The organism is Winogradskyella vidalii, assembly GCF_013403955.1.
Taxonomy (GTDB): domain Bacteria; phylum Bacteroidota; class Bacteroidia; order Flavobacteriales; family Flavobacteriaceae; genus Winogradskyella; species Winogradskyella vidalii.
Genome location: NZ_JABFDG010000002.1, coordinates 134826 through 155921, shown reverse-complemented (window position 1 = coordinate 155921; position 21096 = coordinate 134826). Strand labels below are relative to the sequence as shown.

Below are 21096 nucleotides of genomic sequence, written 5' to 3'. Positions count from 1 at the left end.
CAGTTCTGATATGTAAAAATCAAATTAGTGTTTAATCAATCGTTTTGTCTGAATACCGTTTTCTGAATTCAGCTTTATGAGATAAACACCCTTAGTTAAACCAGAGATGTTTATTTTAGATTGATTGGGTGTAATCGATTGAACCTTAATTTTTTTGCCTAGGATATTATAAATTTCGGCAGTGATGACTTGGTTAGATAAAATTGTAATTTCATTACCGCTTGTTGGGTTAGGAAATATTTTTACAATGTCTTTCTGTGTATCTGATACAGAAAGACTACTCCATCTGTTTTGTGCTTCTGGTCCGCCCCAAATTACAGTAGCTAAATAAGGATTATCAATAAATGGGTTTCTGTTTCCTTGTGCGTAAGTATTACTGGTGTTACCGTGATACGTATTTCTTACGTCTTCTAATCCGCCTTCAACGACTGGGTCTTCAGCATTCCACTGTAAAAATAAATCAATCATATCATCAGGAGTAGCATTACTGCTTCCATACCCAACATTAGAAGGCAAACAACGATCACCATAGCGTAAATACATATACATTATGATACGAGCACAATCGCCTTTCCATTCATCTCCAGGGTACCAACCACCATTGGTGCTTCCAGATTCACCATTTGAGAATTGACCTGAGTTTTTATCGGCAAATAAAAGGTTTCCTCGGTTACCGTTTCTTTGTACATCGCTAGGTCTAAGCATTTGCGCATCAGCGCCGGGCCCATCTGTGCCTAAATTTGGATTCCCTAAAGATTTTGGATAAACATGTTCCCTGTTCCAGTCGCCAACACTTCCGCCGTTGTCATATTTGCTTCTCGTTCTATCTGAGGTAACATTACCATCTGTATCATTATACCCGTAAAGTAAAAGCACGTTGTTTGAGTTATCTGGGTCGATATCAGTAATTCTTGAAGCATCCCAAATATCGCCATAACTAAGATAGTTGGTATGTTTATCTTCCGTAACCTCTATTAAGTCGTTTTTTAAGCTAATACCTGTAGATGTAAAATCTACTGCAGTGTAATAAGACGTTAATTCAGCTGGTGGTGTTAGCTGAGCAAATACAATTGAAGTTACAAATGTTAAGAAAATAAAGTAAATGTGTTTCATTTGTTTAAGGTATTAAGATTTGGTGCGTTTTTAGTAAGTGGTTTTATTGCTTTACTAATTTTTTAGTTGTGGTTGCGTTTCCTTGTATAAGTTTTACGATATAAATACCTGTATTTAAACTTTGAAGATTTAAAGTACGTGTTTTACTTATGGTGTTTTTAAATACACGTTTACCAAGAATATCATAGATTTCGATACTTGTATCTATATTAGAATTTAAATCTACAGTTAGATTGTTATTTACAGGGTTTGGGTGTAATTTAATAGTTTCTAAATTAAATTCAGTGGTATTTAAACTTGTAAAACAAGTATATGATAAATCATCAAATGCGACTCTATTACCAGAGTCACTATTACCATTTATAACAACTGAGATACTGTTTTCTATATTAATATTGGGAATAGTTACGGTTTGTTCAGTGTCACTATATGCAATGGTACCAACTAAAGTGCCGTTGACATTAACATTAAAAGTTCCATCTGAGCCTGAAAACACACGTTTAGTAGTAACGGTTAATGAACCGATACCTCCAGAGGTTGTTGGTAATACTAATTCACCATCTCTAATCGTTATGGCGTTAGAAGTATTTATGCTTTGATCCGTCCTGGCTTCTGTTGCATTCCAAGTTCCACCAGCATCACCTGTCCAAGAAACCTCAGTGTAAGAACCAATTGAAGAGTCTAAATTTTCAAAAGTTTCAGTCAGGCACTCAGATCCACCTATGCTACCATCGTTTGTTGTGGTTGCGCAATCTTGGTTGCTAAAATTAGATTCGTTTCCTTCGGCATCTTTTGCTTTTACAGTAAAGCAATATTCAGTCTCAGATATTAAACCAGTTGCAGTAGCAGTAGTATTATTGCTGCTGAAGGTATAATTACCGTCAATATAAATATCATATCCTGTAACTTCAACATTGTCTGTAGACGCCGTCCAACTTAAATAAATACTGTTATCCGTAGGGTTAGAGGCCACTAAATTTGTAGGGTTAGAAGGGGCTTCAGTATCTGGTGTTGGATTCCAAATTAGGTTAGCGTATTCTGGATGATCTACAAACGGATTTGCATTTCCTTGAAAACTGTAAGCAGCATCATTTCTGTCGCGTTCTCTTTGATCAACAGGATCTACATTGTTATGCCAGTCGAGTAAAACATCAATAGCCCATGGAAAAAACACTTGATCATTAGTGCCGTTAAACATATCAAAACTGGTATAACCATCTATAGAATCTTCATAACGTGTTGCAAAATAAAGAATTGCTCTTGCGATGTCGCCTTTGAATTCGTCAATAGGTTCAAAAACAATACCTGAATAGCCAGCCATATTACTTGTTCCTCTTTTAGATCCATTTTGTGAGGTCCAATTTGTAGAACCTACATCTCCAAAAGGATAGGAGCCTCTAAAATTGTTAACACGCCCATCTGTTGGGATTACATGGTGTATATCACTTTGCATAGGGTAGCTGCTGCTAAATGACGATTGGGGAATTAGATGTTCTCTGTTATAACAATCACCTTCAGAATTTTGATTACCGCATTGGTCGTTTCCATGGGTGAAATTATAAGGGTCAGATCCCGTAGGATTTTCAGAATAGAAATCTAAAACGGTACCGTCATTTTCATAATTAGTACCTCCAGTAACGTTGTTGTCAGAATGCGTATCTTGATAACCATTAGAGCCCGTGATACCATCACCATCGTATAGTTGATCGTAACTTCTAGCCTGATGACCATTTGCGGTGATATTTTTTAATTCTGATTTTAAGGTAAAACCAGTTAAACCATCAGCACTATCGTAATAGTTTGAAGGAATTTGAGCAAATACTATGCTCGTAGTAATTAAAAATAACAATAAGTAGAAGTGCTTCATTTGTTGTGTTTTGATATGGTTTGGGGTTATTTTTTCTCTAAAAGTGCCATATAAAATCCGTCGAAACCAGATTTGTGAGCCAACACTTTTTTATCCTTAATAAAAGTAAAGTCTTTACCTGCTTCTGAAGTTAAGAATTTGTCAACTTGTTTTTGGTTTTCCGATGGTAAAACAGAACACGTTGCATAGACCATTTTTCCGCCAGGTTTAACCATTTTAGAATATTGCTCTAAAACTTCAGCTTGTGTTTTTTTGATATTTTCTATGAATTCTGGTTCTAATTTCCATTTAGCGTCAGGGTTTCTTCGTAAAACGCCTAATCCAGAACAAGGAGCATCGATTAATAAGCGATCAGCTTTACCGTGTAATTTCTTAATAGGTTTTGTAGAATCTATGACCTTCATTTCAATATTATGAACCCCATTTCTTCGCGCTCTAATCTTGAGTTTTTTTAATTTACTTTCGTAAATATCCATCGCAATTACCTGTCCTTTGTTTTCCATTAGTGAGGCTAAGTGCAATGTTTTTCCACCAGCACCAGCACAAACATCAACGACTTTCATACCGGGTTGAACATCTAAATAATCAGCTACTAATTGTGATGACGCATCTTGTACTTCAAACCAACCATTCTTAAAAGCTTCTGTAACAAAAACGTTGGCACGTTCTTTTAATTTAAGAGCAGAAGGGTGGTTTGGTAAAAAGTCGGTTTCAATATTTTCAGATTCTAACTTTAATTGTAAATCTTTTTTAGTTGTTTTTAAGGTGTTAACCCTAAGAATAACATCGGCTTGCTCGTTTTGTTTGGCTAGTTCTTTAGTCCATTCTGCTTCGCCTAATTCTGCAACACCTAATTCATCAATCCAATCAGGTACTGACTCTCTGTATTTTCTAATTTTAGACAATTCGTCAAAGCGGCCTTTAATTTTTCTGGTCGGTGTGTCTGTAAAATATTTCCAATCGGGTAATTTAATACCTTTTAATGTTGCCCAAACGGCAAACATTCTCCAAAGGTCATCTCTGTGATATGGCGCTTTTACATTTGCTATTTCTGCATATAGCCTTTGGTACCTTACAATGGTATAAACTGTTTCGGCAACAAAACCTCTGTCTCTGCTTCCCCAGCGTTTATCGCGCTTAAGTAATTGTTGTATCACTTTATCTGCATATTCACCTTCATTAAAAATAAGGTGTAATCCGTCTATTACGGCAAAGCATAAGTTTCTATGTAATCTCATAAATAAGTATTAAATTTTCAAAATGCAGTTATATATTTCTGCAAAAATGAACGTGCAAAGGTAAGCGAAAAGATTAAGAGTATAATATATTATTAGAAAGTGTTAACTTATAATAATAAATAATTTCCCCAAGTTTTTTTTTTAGTGACATCTAAACTAAATTCGCAATTATATAATACAAAATACTTTTTGGAAGAAACTGAGTTTATACAAGAATTAAAATTGAAAAGCACCAAAGCTTATAGTCAGCTTTTAGATGATTTTCAGCAAAAGGTATTTAGCACTTGTATTTCTTTTGTACCTAATAAGGAAGATGCTGAAGATATAGCACAAGATGTATTTATGGAAGTTTTTAATTCGATTAATAAGTTTAAAGGGGATTCTAAATTATCGACTTGGATTTACAGAATTACTACTAATAAATGTTTAGAGTTTATTAGAAAGAAGAACACTAAAAAACGTTTTGCATTTTTACAGTCTATAACCGGAAATGCCATTCCGATGGATAAAACAGATTATTTCACAGAAATGAATCATCCGGGAATTTTATTAGAGAACAAAGAGCTTAATGCAACTTTATTTAAGGCTATTAATAGCCTGCCAGAAAGTCAATCTGTGGTTTTTACACTTCATAAAATTGATGGTAAGAGTTACCAAGAGGTGGCAGAAATTACTAAGCGTAGTTTGTCTTCTGTAGAGTCCATTATGTTTAGAGCCAAAAAGAATTTGAAAAATCTTTTAGAAAATTATTATAAAAATGAACATTAGCGCAAGTTTTTTCAAACTTATGCATCTAAAGATATAATTATGAAAACTAATGTTGAAATGAATAAAAAAGTAACAGACACCTTTGATTCTGTAGAATCTATAAAGGAAGTAGAAGTGTCTCCTTTTTTTAAAGAAAAAGTGATGCATCAGATTCGTAAAGCAAATGAAGAACGTCAAGATACAGCGTGGTCATGGTTTACACCAAAATTACAATTAGCAACCTTAGTTTGCTTGGTTGTATTGAATATCATAGCGTTCAATAGCTTAAAAGAATCTAACTATGATGAGAGCTTAAATGATTTTGCAACTTCTTACGGACTTGTAACAGATACTCAGTCCTCAATACTAGATTAATTATGAAGAAAAATACAATATTATACGGTTTACTTATTTTTTTAATCGTGGTTAATGGGTTCTTCCTTTATAATTATATGGGATTAAGTACAGCTGAAAAACCTATGGAACCGCAAAGAGGAAAGGAATTTATTGTTAAACAATTGAATTTTAATACGGCACAATTAGAAGAATTTAATCAAAAAAGTAAAGGGCATCACCAAACTATGGTTAAATTATCAGAAGAGGTAAAAGAATTAAAGGATTATCTTTTTAGTACACTGGCAGATGATACTATTAGTGAAAAAACAACAGACTCTATTACGTCTTTAATTTGTGAAAAAGAAACAGCAAAGGAAAAGGAGATATTCTATCATTTTAAAATGATTCAGGATATTTCTAATACTAAACAAAAAGAGAAATTTAAAAATATTTTATTTGAAGCCTTGCGTCAAGGTGATAATGCTAATAGACCACCGCCTCCAAATAGAGAAGATGGTCATAGACCACCACCAAGACAAGATCAATAATTATAATTTATGTAAAGACCTTCAATGCTATTGAGGGTCTTTTTTTTGTGTTTTATTTAACAATTACTATCACAAGTTTAAAGGTTAAAGCACATCTAAACTTATATAACATTAAAACTTAAAAAGATGAAAAGTAAAACATTAAAAACAGTAGTATTAGTATTTGGAATAGCATTAGGTATGTCTACTAATTCTTATGCGCAATCTCAAGATCGTCAAGAAAGAAAGGCACCACCAACATTTGCTGAGTTATTAGAAGAGATGGATAAAAATGAAGATGGGAAACTTTCTAAAGATGAGTTAAATGGACCTTTAAAAGATGATTTTTCTAAGATTGATACGGATGAAGATGGATTTATTTCTGAAGAAGAGTTTAAAAATGCTCCGAAGCCAGAACGTAAAAAGAGAGGTAATTAAAGTTGAATTGATTGGTTGGTTTTTTAAGACTTCGTGAGAAATTGCGAAGTCTTTTTATAATAAAAAAGCATTGGAAAATGTGTAATTACTGTAGTTGTTATGAGGTTATTCAGAAAAATTAGAAGAAAATTATTACTATCAGGAAAAATTAGAAACTACTTAATTTACGCGTTAGGTGAAATACTTTTAATTGTAATTGGTGTTTTAATAGCGTGGAAAATTAATAATTTAAATGAATTAAGAAAAAACAGAATCGTAGAATTAAAAATATATCAGTCGCTAAATGAAGAGCTAAATTCAAATTTAGTGCTTCTAAATGCATCTATTGTCAGCTATACAGAAAACACAAAAATCATAGAAAATACGATAGACAATATAATAGATAAACTACCTTCAAAATTAACAGAAAAGGAAAAGCGAAGTATTATATATGTGAATTTTAAACCTACTAAATTACATTATGGCGCAGTAAACTCAATAAATACCACCAACAAATTTGAATTTATAGAAAGTGATATGCTAAAAGATTTAATTGCGGCTTATCCTAATGAATTAGACAATTTTCAAAGTCAAGAAACTAAAATAGAAAATATAATTGTCAACCGGTTACAGCCAGCCATAGAAAAATATGTATCCTTAATTGATATGCTTACACAACGTGAGTTTAAAGTTAGTAGTGTCGATTCATTTTCAACGAATTCTAATTATGCACAATTACTTAAAAGTAGAGCGTATCAGAACAGTTTAGTTGATCGGTTATTGCAAACTGAAATTCAATTAACCAATGCAATAAACTTAAGAGACAAAACACAAACCATTGCTTATCAACTCAGCAAAGAATTAAATAATTAAATAAAGTATATTTTAAGCTAGAGCGCAAGTTTTTTGAAACTCTTGCATCTAAACAATTAGAGAGTAACCCAAAAATGTAAATACTTATGAAAACGAATCAATTTTTAATACCATCAATTTTAATTTTTAGTTTCCTAATGTTAGTTTTTACAGCTTGTAATTCAGATGATAGCACAGCGACTTCAGATGATGGAGTTGATGACAGCGTTTTAGTGACCAATGTAGATGCATCATTCTTTACAACCAGTGATGGGTCAGTTACTATTACTACAGTACCTTGTACTTTATCTGATGGTACATCAACAGACTGCTATCAAATAGTAACAAGTAGCATTCCAACAGACCATACGCTAGGGCCTTGGTGTCCAGATAATATTTTAGATGACGCTTCTGCTGGCGGTATATGGTTAGAAGATGGCGTAGTTTATGATGTTGATGGCGCATTTGTAGAAAATCTTGCCACGTTTTATAACGATGATAATTGGTTAATGTATGATGGCAATGGAGACATTTATATCACAGAAACAGAAGAAGATTGTATTAACGCTGCTAACCCTAACGTCAGCGAAGCCTACGAGAATTTTTGTGTAGAATGTCTGCCATCTTACATAACTGATATTACTCAAACATGGTTAATACCAATCTCACCAGTGCTTCAAAATACAGGAGTGTTATTTGCCACAGGACCAGGAGGTCCTGCTAATACAGCGCCTTCAACTCGAGGTATAGCTTTAAATGGGATCGAGTTTTCGGCACCAGCTCCTGTTGATAATATTCTTGGCGCTTATACTTTAGCGCCTTTTGATGATGCAGGCGGACATATTAATGTTAACCAAGGTTACCACTACCATGCGGCAACAGGTTTTAGTACTAAAATAGAGCAAACCGATGGACATGCGGCATTAATTGGTTATGCTTTAGATGGCCATGGAATTTATGAGTTAGAAGATAGTGAAGGTAATTCACCAACGGACTTAGATACCTATCGAGGTCATACAGATGATACGCGTGGTTATCATTATCACGTGGATTCAGCAGGAAACAACAATTTTATAAATGGTCTAAAAGGCGCCTATGCTATTTAAAAATGATGTCCTATGAAACGAGTCTTATCACTATATGTTTTAGGGTTGTTGTTCTTTACACCGTCGGTGAAAGCACATCAGCCAGAAATTTCTACCACCATGTTGGTAGAAAACAGTAATAAGGTATGGGTGCTTCAAATTAATGCATCGTTAACTGCCTTCCAGCAAGAAATTAAATTACATTATGCTGAAACGCCATACAGTTCACCTGAAGAGTTTCGTCAAATGGTAATAGACCATATTAAGAATAACTTAGACCTAGAATTTAATGGTAATTATAAAGTCGCCCTAAGTCATGGCTTGGTTAAATTAGGTCATGAGACTAAAGTTGTATTTGAACTTGAAGGTGTACCCAAAGAGATTTCTTCTGTGGTAGTTAAAAATAAAACCTTTCAAGATATATATAATAATAAAAGTGCGGTGGTAATTCTAAAAGAGGGCTTTGATAAAGATAATTTTGTATTAACAAAAGACAATAACCACATTCTTAAACTTAAATCTATAGGAAATAAATTCATTCGTGTCGATGAACAAACATTGAGTTCATCATCCTTAAATGTCATTCTAATTTTGGTTGTGATTGGTATTCTTGGTTTAGTGGTTCATGGTATAAATGAAATAATAAAGTTGAAAAAGAACCTTTAAAATATTAAAAGTAATATTTGTTTAAATTGTTTGATTGGAAAAGGCTTCGTAAGAAATTATGAAGCTTTTTTTATTTAAAATATTTTAAGATTAAGCACAAGTTTTAATCATTTATAGCATCTAAAGATTTACACGGAAAAATAATTTCAATATAAATCACGATGAAAAAAACAATTACTCAATTAATTATTATGTTGATATCTATCAATGTCTTTTCACAAGAATTGTACGATATTAATACGATACAAACCATCGAAATTGAATTTGCTCAAAGCAATTGGGATGCGTTATTAGATGCTGAAAAAGCCGGTGACAATGAGTATACAGAAGCGACATCTGTTACTATTAATGGGACGATTTTTAACCAGGTTGGTGTAAAGTATAAAGGCAATAGTTCCTATGATGCTAATCAAACAAAAAATCCATTTCACATAGAATTAGATACCTATGTGGATCAAGATTATCAAGGGTATACGGATATTAAATTAGCAAATGTTTTTGCAGACCCTTCGTTTGTGAGAGAAACAGTAGCTTACAATATTGTTAACCAGTATATGGATGCACCTCAGGCCAATTATGCCAATGTATATGTTAATGGCACTTTAATTGGTTTGTATACGAATACAGAATCTATTTCTAAGAAATTTGTAAACAAGCATTTTAATTCTAACGATAATGCGTTCTTTAGTTGTAGTCCACCAGATGGCGCTGGACCACAAACCACAACATTGCCTAATTTAGAATATTTAGGAACAAATTATACAAACTATGATGATGCTTATGAAATTAAATCAGATGATGATGAGGATGCTTCAGTAGCGCTTGCACATTGGGATGATTTAATAGAATTAACCAATATTTTAAATAATGACATTACTAATATAGAAACGGTTTTAGATGTCGATAGGGCGATTTGGATGTTAGCGTTTGATAATGTGATGGTAAATATAGATAGCTACATAGGTCAGTTTAAGCAAAATTATTATTTATATAAAGATAATAATGGGCAGTTTAAGCCTGTAGTTTGGGATTTAAATATGTCTTTCGGAACTTTTGCAATGACCGGAGAGTCTAGTAGCGGAGGTTCTGGTGGTCCTGGAGGTCCTGGTGGCCCAGGAGGTTCAACTGGAACGTTGAATTCAACAACAGAAAAAGCACAGTTAGATTATTTGCTTCATGATACAGATACTGATTTTCCACTGATATCTAAATTATTAGCAGTACCTAAATACAAACGAATGTATTTAGCACATTTTAAAACCATATTAACGGAGAATATTAGTAATTCAAATTACTTAACACTTGCCAATGATTACCAAGCTATAATTACAGAAGCAGTAGCTGCTGATACCAATAAGTTTTATACAAATACCCAATTCACAGGTAATATAAATACCGATTATAATATTGGCGGAAATACAGCTTGTGGCTTAACCAATTTAATGACTGCAAGAAGTTCTTATCTACTAAGTCAGTCCGATTTTACAACGACACAGCCTACTATAAGTAATGTTGAATCATCGGTATCGACACCATTAATTGGAGATACGGTTTCAATCACTGTAGAGGTAACAGATACAGATAATGTGTATTTAGGTTATAGAACAGATCTAACGGAACCTTTTACAAAAATTGAAATGTACGATGATGGAGCACATAACGATGAGGTCGCAGGCGATAATATCTATGGAATTGATGTAGCCATAGACTCGGCTAACCTTCAATATTACATTTATGCAGAAAATTCAAATATAGGTGCTTTTTCACCAGCTAGAGCGGAGTATGAATTTTATAGCATTGAAAGTACATATACAACAATCTCAATGGGAGATTTGGTTATTAATGAAATCATGGCCTCTAATGAAACTACAGTTATAGATCAAGATGGTGAATATGATGATTGGTTAGAGCTTTATAACAATAGTTCTGAAACATTAAGTCTAGATAATTTATATTTATCGGATGATCAAGATGATTTATTGGTTTGGGCTTTTCCTTCAGGATTAACCATAGAACCTGATAGTTATTTAATTGTTTGGTGTGATAAAGATGATGACCAAGACGGTTTGCATGCCGATATAAAGTTTTCTTCAGATGGTGAAAGTGCCATTTTATCTTATGCAGATGGCACTGTCATTGAAAATATAAGCTTTGGTGCCCAAACAGATGATATGGGGTATGCCAGAAATCCTAACGGAACAGGTGATTTTGTAATTCAAGAACCAACGTTTAATGCCAATAATGAGAATATTGATGATTATGATTTTTTAAATGTTGGAGATTTAGTGATTAATGAAATCTTAGCATCTAATGACACAGGCGAAACAGATGAAGCAGGCGAATACGAAGATTGGATTGAATTATACAATACCACAGATGCAACCATAAGCTTAGATAATTTGTTTTTGTCTGATGATGCAGACGATCCTTTAATTTATCAATTCCCTACAGGAACAACATTAGATGCCGATAGTTATTTAATAGTGTGGTGCGATAAAGATACGGATCAGGGCGATTTTCATGCCGATTTTAAATTTTCTTCAGGAGGAGAAACAGCTATTTTATCCTATGCCAACGGTACTGTTTTACAGAATATAACATTTGGAGAACAGATTACAGATATGGGGTATGCTAGAAGCCCTAATGGCACAGGAGATTTTGTAATTCAAGAACCAACTTTTGGTGAAAATAATGAAACACTTTCGGTTGAGAATGTCTCGTTTAGTAAAGGGTTAAAATTCTATCCTAATCCAACAAATGATTTTATCGATATCGAAAATGCAAACCTCGCCATTGAAACAGTTGAAATTTATAGCATCCATGGTCAACAATTATTTCAAGACAAATACACCAATAAAAATGCAATAACGCTAGATTTTACATCATTTTCAAAAGGTTTGTATATGGTTGTGCTAAATAAGTCCACAGTATTAAAGGTTTCAAGAAATTAAATACGATGTATTTTAAGATGGAGAGATAATTCATAATACTTATTATTTCTAAAATAAAACTAGATTTTAAAGCCTAAGAATGCAATTGTTCTTGGGCTTTTTTATGTGAACCTGAGTGTTTCAAAATTCTCAAAACTTCTCAACCTCTGAGATTGTTTTTTTATGTTTTTTTTAACAATCATAGACACAAGTTTAAAACAAGGAGGGCATCTAAAGTTATATAACCTAAACGTTTTAAACATGAAAAAGCATAGATTTATAACAGGAGCTTTAATAGTAATTGTTTCATTATTGACATTTAATGCATGTAGCAATGATGATGAGGATGCTACCACGTCCATATCATTATCAGAAGATATTACTATAGCCGATACTAATGTTATTGGTACAGCAGAAGGAGATACCAATAATACTGGTTACGATGAGGATGATTTAGTAGAAAATGCAACCTTTGAAGATACGGTTCAAATTGTATTTTCCAATGCGTCTGCAACAATTACCAATCCCGTTCCTGATGATGTTGTTATCACCCAAGATGGTGCAGATATTACGATTAATTCAACGATTTCAAAAGTGGCATACGAAGTTTCAGGTACAACAACTGATGGTATGTTGAAAATTTATAGCGATAAAAAATTCAAATTATCGTTAAGTGATTTAAGTATTACCAATGCTGATGGTCCTGCGATTAACATTCAATCTTCAAAAACCATTTTTGTAGTATTAGAAGGTACGAATAACTTAACCGATGCCGCAGTCTACAGTGATATTCCAGATGATGAAGATGCTAAAGCAGCATTTTTTAGCGAAGGACAATTAGTGTTTAGTGGTTCGGGAGCTTTAAACGTAGCAGGACTTTACAAGCATGGTATTGCTAGTGACGATTATGTTAGAGTTATCAGTGGAACAATATCGGTTACTGAAGCGGCTTCAGATGCTATACATACCAACGATTACATCATTGTAGATGGTGGTACGCTCAACTTATCAGCAAGTAGCGATGGTATGGATTGTGAAGAGGGCTATATAATTATAAACGATGGGGCGTTTACAATAAATACTGTTGATGATGGCATTGTGGCCTCATATGATATTGATGAAGAAGAAGAGCCTGACGATTCTATTTTACCTAATGTGACTATAAATGGAGGTGACTTTATGATTAATACGACTGAAGGCGAAGGTATAGAGTCTAAAGGCATAATGACGATTAATGATGGGGCCATAAATATTACGGCTTATGATGATGGACTAAATGCAAATGGAACATTATACATTAACGGTGGAAATACTTATGTGTATAGTACACTTAACGATGCTATAGATAGTAACGAAGGTATTACCATTACAGGTGGTACAACTATTGCTATAGCTGTAAGAACTGATGAGCCTGATGGCAGTTTTGACTGTGACGATGGCTTATTTAAAATAACAGGAGGTACTATTTTAGGATTAGCGCTGAATACCTCATTCCCAACAGAAAGCGAGAGCACACAAAATGCGGTCATTTTTGATGGAATAAATGCGAATCAACTATTAAACATTCAATCCGAAGATGGTGCGGAAGCCCTTACTTATCAGGTGCCGTATAGCGTAAATACCATTATTTATTCTAATGCAAAATTAGAAACAGGACAAACCTATAAAATATTTACAGGTGGTAGTGTAAGTAATGGAACAGAAGTTAATGGATTATACACCTCAGGTACCTACAGTGGAGGCGAAGATTCTGGTGATTCATTTACTATAAGTAGTACAGTGACACAAATCGGAGGCGAAATGGGACCAACAGGTGAGCCTAATACTAGTGGTCCTGGAGGTCCTGGAGGTCATTAATTTTAAAATTTATAAATACATATAAAAATGAATAGTATCAAAGTAACATTAACAATTTTAGCGGTATTCATAAACGTCATTGCTTTTGCACAAGGTCCACCGGGTGGAGGCCAAGGAGGCAGAGGAGGTGGACAAGGTGGACCATCTAAAGGAGAGAAACCAGACGCTACAGAAATATTAAAATTGTTAGATACTAATAACGATGATATGATTGATAAAGTGGAAGCTGTAGAAGATGAACGAGGAAAAATAGCTAAGGATTTTGATGAAATAGATACTAACGAAGATGGTTTTATTGATTTAGAAGAGCTCGAAATTGAATTAAACCGTGAAGGTCCTAGAAAAGTAACAGCAAAAAAACTTTTAAAAGAAGTCGATCAAAATGAAGATGGGCTCTTAAATGAATTAGAAGTTGCGGCTAAAGACAAACGAGATTTAATGGATAATTTTAACGACATTGATACCAACGCTGATAGTCAGTTAGATTTAGAAGAATTAAAAGTGTTTTATTCAAAAGAGGACGACAACAAGAAAACCAGAAAAAAGAAGGATTAAATTTTATTAAGTAAATTTTCACTAAATTATATTTCAATCTATAAATCAACTTCAAATGAATTATTTAAAACTTTTCAGATTTCCGCAACTATTACTAATTACACTGTTATTAGTGTGTTGTAAAACAAACACGAAATCTAGCGATGATAATGTTTCAGACCAGCCTCAACGTCAAGAGCAAGGTCAACAGCAAGGCCCAAGTGTCGAAAATTTATTAGAAGAAATGGATACTGATAATGACGAAAAATTGGCAAAGTCTGAAGTTCAAGGGCCTTTATTAGATGATTTCACTAAGATAGATACGAATAAGGATGGGTTTCTTACAAAAGAAGAGTTAGAAAATGCGCCTAGACCAGAGCGCCGAGGTCCTAGAGAAAATAACACTGAAAGTGAAGATAATGTTCAAAGAGATTTTGCAGTCACTGTAAATGTAGATTCTTCTCTATTTATTAAAGAAAGTTTATTATCAGAAATAACTCAAGAAGAGCATACCTTAAGTAATGGTACAAAAGCCCTTTGTTATGTTATTACAACGGCTTCCCAGCCTCAAGAGCATAAAATGGGCCCATGGTGTCCAACGCATATTGAAGATGGAAAAGATAAAGGAGGTATATGGTTTAAAGACGATAAGGTCTATGATGTCGATGGGCACTTTATTGCTAACCTAAAAGAATTTTATAGTGATGAAGAATGGGCTTTATTTAGAGAAGATGGTTCTGTAAAAGTAACGGAAACACAAGAAGAGTGTGAAGGAGCTGCTAAGCCAGATGTGGAAGAGCAGTATCATAATTACTGTGTAGAGTGTTTACCCGACTATTATAGAGAGAAACAATCTACATATTATATCCCTGTGAAACCCTTGTATTTAGAAAAATCTAATGCTTTAGGAAGAGATGGGATAGGTATTGCTTTTAATGGCGTTAATTTTGAAGCTCCAGCACCAACACATGCAATTTTAGCTGCACATACTTTAGCACCACTAGATGATGCTGGTGGTCATGTTAATCCACATGCAGGTTATCATTACCATGCTGTTACTGGTGCGACTAAAGAAGTAGCGCAAAACGATACTCATGCACCTATGATTGGTTATGCTATGGATGGTTTTGGTATTTACGCACATAAGGATGCTGATGGTAAAGCAAGCACAGATTTAGACGATTGTAATGGTCACTACGATGAGGTAAGAGGGTATCATTATCATGCAGGTTCTGCAGGTAGCAATCAAGTTTTAGGTTGTTTACACGGCGCAAGTGGATCTATGTCTGTTAAAGGCTAAATACGCGTTAGGAAGAAGAGGTTCATTTTCTAGTTAGACCTTCTAAAATCTAAAATAATCTAAAAATGAAAAATGGAATATGTAATGCACTAACAATAGTTGGTGTGTTGTGTCTGCTGGGTTGTAATAGTCACAGAAAAACAACAGAACATACTCATGATGGTTTAGAAGCACATTCTCATGACGTCGTATCAGAATCTAATAATGAAACCCGTTATTTTGGTTCGTATGAATTAGAAGATGAAAACTTTGGGACAAAAACAAAGATGACTATAACTTCAGATAAACGAGTTATGGTCACTAATGCCTTGCCTAATCATAAAACGGGTCAATTTCCAAATCAAGGGAATCCCAATACTATTTCAGAACAAAACAAAACTTATAGTTTTCCTTTATATCCCAAATATACAGGGAAAGCACAATGGGTGAGAGAACCTGGAATTGCCCTTAATGGCATCAAATTTGAACCTGGTACAGCTGAGGTTGTCGAATGCGAAACAGGTGAAAATTATCGTGTTGAAGCCTTTCAGGATGTCATAGATTTAGGTCTCGATTTTAATAATGCTCATGTACAGCCTACAGGAGCGTATCATTATCATGGTTCTCCAACTTCAGTGATTCAAAATTTCGATTCAGGAGAAGATTTAGTGCATATTGGATTCGCTCACGATGGGTTTCCTATATATTATTCTAAAAGTGGTGCCTATAAATCTAGTTTTAAACCACTCGATGGCAATAGGGAAGGCGAGGACTGCGTGTACGATAATCCAGGGCAACATATCGATGTGGCTGTTGGTGGCCATCATGATGGTACGTTTACGTCAGATTTTGAATATGTAGCTGGTTATGGCGATTTAGATGAGTGTAATGGAATTATGATTGATGACACGTATATGTATGTCGTAACTAATGAATTTCCTTATGTGAGCCGATGTTTGATGGGCGAATTTGAAAACGAAGAACGAAAGGGACCACTAAATGGAGGTGGTGGACGAGACCAAGCTCAGCGACCTAATGCTAAGACTATCATATCTAATATGGATGCTAATAAAGATGGAAAACTCTCTAAAGACGAAGTAAAAGGACCATTAGTGGATGCGTTTTCTGAAATTGATTCTAATGGAGATGGTTACATAGCAGAGGCCGAATTAAAAAAAGAAAATCGCGGTAAAAGACAAGGCTCTCAGCGTAATAGAAAATAATTTAAACTAAAGCGCAAGTTTTTTTGAAATTACGCACCTAACTATATATATGAAATCAATTAAACAGAAAAATATGAAAAACGTATTTAAATTTTTAATGTTGTTAGGTGTTTGTGCTTCAATAAATTTAGCATGTTCTAGTGATGACAGTTTAGACACTACGGATAATGATGATACTAGTGAAGAAACAGGTATAACAGAATTAAGTAGTGCGTTTGAGCAGTTTTCAGATGCTGTGATTGTTACCCTATCTGATGATGGCACCGAAATCTATATTGAAACAACAGGCTATCCAAACCATACTTCAATTTATTGGGATCCGAGTAATTCACTTTATATAGATGAACCAACAGTAACTAAAACAACTCAAGATACATATATAGGAGGTGGTACTGGTGAAGCTGCAAGTTTTACAGTAGATGCAACGCCAAATTTAACAGGTGCTACAGTTGCCACAGAATTAAATACGATTGGTATAGCAGTTAGTGGTGCTTCAATTTTTAATGATCAAGAAGGCGGTGGAGATTTAGACCAAGCTGCAGGAAGTTTAGATTTTAATGGCGCACATAAAGGTCCAGGTGTATATCATTATCATTTAGAGCCTAGAACGATTAGTAATGATGATGAAGAATTGGTAGGTATATTACTAGATGGTGTATTTATTTATGGACGAAAATGTAATTCTACAGGCACTTATCCAACAGATTTAGATGCATCAGGTGGACACACGTCTATTACACAGTATGAGGATGAAGCGCTTTATCATTATCATATCATTAATGAAGAGTATAATGCACCATTATACGGCTATGATGAAGCCATTGTGCTTTTTGCAGGGCCATTTCAAGGGTATTAAAAAATGGAAACCATGAAAAAACTAGGTCTTTTTTTTATACTTATTGGGTTTTCAATGGTAGGTTGTAAACAAACAGAGCCTAATACAACGAATCATAGCGTTAAAGCAGTTGAAAAGCCTATTGTTATAGATGATTTTGAAGTGCTAAAAGAAGACTTAGTCCATAATGGTAATAAGGGACAATGGTTTTATAAAGACAAGCCTTTTAATGGGTATTCCTTAAAGTATTATCCAAATGGAACTTTAGAAGAAAAATGGGGATTTAGTAATGGAAAAAGAGAAGGTATAGCTAAACACTGGACTAATAGCGGAAAACTTCAGGTGGAATCTTACTATAAAAACAACCGTTTGTCCGGTGCATATAAAACGTGGTGGGAAAATGATACGTTAGCAAGTCTGTCTTTTTATAAAGATGGTAAAAAGCAAGGAGAGGACAAACAATGGTATGCCACAGGTCAGTTAGCTAAATTACGACATCTTGTTGATGGCAGAGAACACGGTTTTCAAAAAGCGTGGTTAGCCAACGGAAAATTATATGTTAATTACGAAGCTAAGAATGGACGTATTTTTGGTATGAGAAGAGCAAATTCATGTTATAGATTAGAAGATGAAGTTATTATTAGAAATAAAAAAATATAGACTCCTATTACTTTTTTTATTTGCAATTACACTAAGTTGTAAAGAACAAATCAAAAAAGAAAATAGTAAAGTTGTTGAAACGAGTCGTGTAGAATATTTACCATTTTATCAAGATGAATCTTTTACACCGCATTGGTTGACACCTGGTACAGAAGAAGAGCGTAATTTTCATAAAATACCCGATTTTGAATTGATTAACCAAAACGGTGATACGATTACACAACATACTTTTGAAAATAAAATATATATAACAGATTTCTTTTTTACAACCTGTCCTGGTATTTGTCCTAAAATGACGGGTAATATGGCAAAAATACAAGAGGAATTTAAAGATGATAGCGACGTGTTATTGCTGTCTCATTCCGTAATGCCAAATACTGATACCGTTTCTGTTTTAAAAACCTATGCCGATAATAATAATGTTATAGCTGATAAATGGCATTTAGTTACAGGTGATAGAACTGAAATTTATACATTAGGTAGAGATTATTACTTTGTTGAAAGTGATTTAGGCGAAGTTAAAAGTATTGATGATTTTTTACATACCGAAAACTTTCTACTTATAGACAAGAATAAGCATATTAGAGGTATTTATAATGGATTAAATAGGGCTTCAATGGCACAGCTTATAATTGATATTAAAGCCTTAAAACAAGAAAGCTAATGTAATAAATTAGTTTTGTGATTGAGTGATGGTTTGAAAGGCTTTGTGATTATATCGCAAAGCTTTTCTATTTTTATAAAAAATTAAAATTATGCGATTATTCATTGGTTACTTTTTATTCATAGCACTTGTCTCTTGCAATTCTGAAAAGTCAATACAACCTAGAAATTTTTCAAAGATTGAGATTGAAACATTACTTCAAGATTCATTATTGAATGTAAGAGCTATTGAAATTAATGAAGGTAGAGTAGTAGTGGCTACTTCTAACGGTGCTATTTATCAAAATGTTGGTTTTAAATCAGAATTTGATATTGGAAGATATTGGGAAATAACCGAAGATTCTTTAATGACTAATAATTTTAGAGCATTGGCTTTTCAAGGCGATTATACATATACGTTGTCTATTGGAAATCCAGCAAAGTTGTTTCAAGACGGTAGTTTGAAATATTACGAAAACCACCCCAAAGTCTTCTACGATTCTATGGATTTCTGGAATGATGAAGAAGGTATTGCTATTGGCGACCCTACGGATGACTGCATGAGTATTATCATCACGAGAGATCGTGGAGAAACTTGGACAAAATTAACTTGCGACGATTTACCAAAGACCAAAGATGGCGAAGCCGCATTTGCAGCCAGTGATACCAATATTGCAATTGTTGGAAATCACACTTGGGTGGCAACTGGCGGTAAAACGAGTAGAGTATTGTATTCACCAGATAAAGGACATACATGGAAAATTTTCAATACACCAATTGTTCAGGGAAAAGAAACTACTGGGATATACTCCATAGACTTTTATGATGAAAAAAATGGTTTTGCTATTGGAGGCGATTATACCAAGCCAAACGATACTTTAAACAATAAAATAAGAACCAATGATGGCGGTAAAACCTGGCAAGTTGTGGCTAACGGCAAAGGACCAGGTTATAGAAGCTGTGTGCAATATGTTCCTAATTCAAATGGTAAAGAATTAGTCGCTATTGGTTTTAAAGGTATTGACTATAGCAATGATGCTGGAGATTCATGGAGACATTTAAATGACGAAGGTTTTTATACCATTCGGTTTTTAAATGATTCTGTAGCTTATGCCGCAGGAAAAGGTAGCGTAAGTAAATTGACGTTTAGAGAATAAAATTTATTTTCAAAAACTAGGAGTTAAAATGAGTAGAAGCCTAGGTTGGTGCATAACTAAACAAGCTAATTTTTTTATCGAATTAATTTTTGTTCTTCCGTTCTGAATGTCGCGACTTAAACTCTTGAAGCATTTTATGTCTAAAAGATTTTTCTGCCTGTACGAGGGCTACAATTTTTTTTGCCGATAAAACTTCTAGTAAATCATCAAGAAATTGAGATTGTAATTCGGCTTTTTCTTTTTCTATGCTCACCATGCTGATAAGTAGAGACTTTGCTTCACTTTCACTAAGTTCTTCAGTTGTTTTTCCGTTGCGTAGCAAACTAGATTTTTCTCTTAATTTCTGCTTAGCTTCTTCATTGGCATTATATATGGGCCAGAATTTTTGAGCTTCCGTTTTAGTTAAGTTTAATTGCTCTGTAAGATGCGCAATTTTTAAAGCGTTTATTTTTTCTCTATCTGGTCGCTGCGCAAATACACTTGCCGTTACAAACAATGTTAGAAGTATGGTGTAAACTGTTTTTTTCATGTTGAATTTGTGATTTATCTTTAAAAAGATATTGGGTTCTTCTAGTCTAAAATAAAATCTTCTGTTTCTACGTTTTCTAAAAATTCGTTTAAGGTCTCATCAGAAACGTTAAGGTCTATAAAATCTGTTTCAGAAATTTCATCATCCTGAAACAAGGAGGCAAAATCATCATTTGAATAGGCTTCCTGATATAAATAATTTTCAATACTGTCTGTTTCTATGGTATTGATGTTAATTTGATTTTCTTGATTTATAAACAAACTAAAAAGTAGTACAATACTAGCTGCTATACCTGCCACATAATAAAACTTGCGTTTAGGCTTAAGTGAAATGACAGGGGATTCTGGTTTTGGTTCTAATTGTTTTAAGATAGAAGTTTCAACGGATTCAAAATAATCTTCAGGTACATTAAAACCAGATGCTTGAGTAGCACTAATCATTTTGTTTTCATTCAATCGTTCTAAAAGTTGATTTTCGAATGAATCAAAATAATTATCTGGTGTTTTAAAACCTGAATTTTTGATGTTATGTATCTTTTCTTCTTTCATTTTAATCGTTCTAAAAACCGGAACTTTTCTTTTTATTTACTTGTTAGACTTTAA

The 21096-nt window shown here is 33.8% G+C and carries 21 protein-coding genes; 16 read left to right on the top strand and 5 right to left on the bottom strand.

What is annotated here, in order from left to right; translation table 11 throughout:
* Positions 1-24 precede the first annotated feature (24 nt).
* Genes HM982_RS07550 through HM982_RS07540 form a run of 3 tightly spaced genes read right to left on the bottom strand, consistent with a single transcriptional unit; the run spans position 25 to position 4218 of the window.
* Complete coding sequence (locus HM982_RS07550; protein WP_179352535.1) at positions 25-1113, bottom strand: endonuclease; 1089 nt, start codon at positions 1111-1113, stop codon at positions 25-27.
* A 43-nt stretch (positions 1114-1156) separates the two neighbouring features.
* Positions 1157-2980 (bottom strand): endonuclease, encoded by a 1824-nt coding sequence (locus tag HM982_RS07545; protein WP_179352534.1) that lies wholly within the window; start codon positions 2978-2980, stop codon positions 1157-1159.
* Between the two features lie 26 nt (positions 2981-3006).
* Positions 3007-4218, bottom strand: coding sequence for an RsmB/NOP family class I SAM-dependent RNA methyltransferase (locus tag HM982_RS07540; protein WP_179352533.1), 1212 nt, complete (start codon positions 4216-4218; stop codon positions 3007-3009).
* A gap of 222 nt (positions 4219-4440) precedes the next feature.
* On the opposite strand from HM982_RS07540, the gene HM982_RS07535 reads away from it, so the two are divergent.
* From HM982_RS07535 to HM982_RS07460, 16 genes are all read left to right on the top strand, one after another.
* The gene (locus tag HM982_RS07535; RefSeq protein WP_246296631.1) at positions 4441-4986 is read left to right on the top strand and encodes an RNA polymerase sigma factor; all 546 of its coding nucleotides are present in this window, start codon (positions 4441-4443) and stop codon (positions 4984-4986) included.
* Between the two features lie 39 nt (positions 4987-5025).
* Positions 5026-5340, top strand: coding sequence for a hypothetical protein (locus HM982_RS07530; RefSeq protein ID WP_179352532.1), 315 nt, complete (start codon positions 5026-5028; stop codon positions 5338-5340).
* A gap of 2 nt (positions 5341-5342) precedes the next feature.
* Positions 5343-5849 carry a hypothetical protein gene (locus HM982_RS07525; protein ID WP_179352531.1) on the top strand — a complete coding sequence of 169 codons (507 nt, stop codon included), beginning with the start codon at positions 5343-5345 and terminating at the stop codon, positions 5847-5849.
* Between the two features lie 126 nt (positions 5850-5975).
* Positions 5976-6266 (top strand): EF-hand domain-containing protein, encoded by a 291-nt coding sequence (locus HM982_RS07520; protein ID WP_179352530.1) that lies wholly within the window; start codon positions 5976-5978, stop codon positions 6264-6266.
* A 99-nt stretch (positions 6267-6365) separates the two neighbouring features.
* Positions 6366-7118 carry a hypothetical protein gene (locus HM982_RS07515; protein ID WP_179352529.1) on the top strand — a complete coding sequence of 251 codons (753 nt, stop codon included), beginning with the start codon at positions 6366-6368 and terminating at the stop codon, positions 7116-7118.
* Positions 7119-7204: 86 nt separating this feature from the next.
* Positions 7205-8203 (top strand): YHYH protein, encoded by a 999-nt coding sequence (locus HM982_RS07510; RefSeq protein ID WP_179352528.1) that lies wholly within the window; start codon positions 7205-7207, stop codon positions 8201-8203.
* Between the two features lie 12 nt (positions 8204-8215).
* Positions 8216-8848 carry a hypothetical protein gene (locus HM982_RS07505; protein ID WP_179352527.1) on the top strand — a complete coding sequence of 211 codons (633 nt, stop codon included), beginning with the start codon at positions 8216-8218 and terminating at the stop codon, positions 8846-8848.
* Between the two features lie 161 nt (positions 8849-9009).
* Positions 9010-11799: a CotH kinase family protein gene (locus HM982_RS07500; RefSeq protein ID WP_179352526.1), complete on the top strand. Its 2790-nt coding sequence runs from the start codon at positions 9010-9012 to the stop codon at positions 11797-11799.
* 240 nt (positions 11800-12039) lie between these two features.
* Positions 12040-13635: a carbohydrate-binding domain-containing protein gene (locus tag HM982_RS07495; RefSeq protein WP_179352525.1), complete on the top strand. Its 1596-nt coding sequence runs from the start codon at positions 12040-12042 to the stop codon at positions 13633-13635.
* A gap of 27 nt (positions 13636-13662) precedes the next feature.
* Positions 13663-14190, top strand: coding sequence for an EF-hand domain-containing protein (locus HM982_RS07490; protein ID WP_179352524.1), 528 nt, complete (start codon positions 13663-13665; stop codon positions 14188-14190).
* 55 nt (positions 14191-14245) lie between these two features.
* Positions 14246-15469, top strand: a complete 1224-nt coding sequence (locus HM982_RS18495) for a YHYH protein (protein ID WP_179352523.1) — start codon at positions 14246-14248, stop codon at positions 15467-15469.
* Positions 15470-15534: 65 nt separating this feature from the next.
* Positions 15535-16671: a YHYH protein gene (locus HM982_RS07480; RefSeq protein WP_179352522.1), complete on the top strand. Its 1137-nt coding sequence runs from the start codon at positions 15535-15537 to the stop codon at positions 16669-16671.
* 73 nt (positions 16672-16744) lie between these two features.
* Positions 16745-17527 (top strand): YHYH protein, encoded by a 783-nt coding sequence (locus HM982_RS07475; protein ID WP_179352521.1) that lies wholly within the window; start codon positions 16745-16747, stop codon positions 17525-17527.
* Between the two features lie 12 nt (positions 17528-17539).
* Complete coding sequence (locus tag HM982_RS07470) at positions 17540-18166, top strand: toxin-antitoxin system YwqK family antitoxin (RefSeq protein WP_179352520.1); 627 nt, start codon at positions 17540-17542, stop codon at positions 18164-18166.
* Positions 18135-18830 (top strand): SCO family protein, encoded by a 696-nt coding sequence (locus tag HM982_RS07465; RefSeq protein WP_179352519.1) that lies wholly within the window; start codon positions 18135-18137, stop codon positions 18828-18830. The genes HM982_RS07470 and HM982_RS07465 overlap by 32 nt, the downstream gene beginning before the upstream one ends.
* A gap of 91 nt (positions 18831-18921) precedes the next feature.
* Complete coding sequence (locus HM982_RS07460; RefSeq protein ID WP_179352518.1) at positions 18922-19965, top strand: WD40/YVTN/BNR-like repeat-containing protein; 1044 nt, start codon at positions 18922-18924, stop codon at positions 19963-19965.
* 82 nt (positions 19966-20047) lie between these two features.
* Here HM982_RS07460 and HM982_RS07455 read toward each other — a convergent pair whose 3' ends face one another.
* Together HM982_RS07455 and HM982_RS07450 are read right to left on the bottom strand one after the other, a co-directional pair.
* The gene (locus HM982_RS07455; RefSeq protein WP_179352517.1) at positions 20048-20494 is read right to left on the bottom strand and encodes a hypothetical protein; all 447 of its coding nucleotides are present in this window, start codon (positions 20492-20494) and stop codon (positions 20048-20050) included.
* Between the two features lie 41 nt (positions 20495-20535).
* Positions 20536-21042: a hypothetical protein gene (locus HM982_RS07450; RefSeq protein WP_179352516.1), complete on the bottom strand. Its 507-nt coding sequence runs from the start codon at positions 21040-21042 to the stop codon at positions 20536-20538.
* Between the last annotated feature and the right edge of the window lie 54 nt (positions 21043-21096).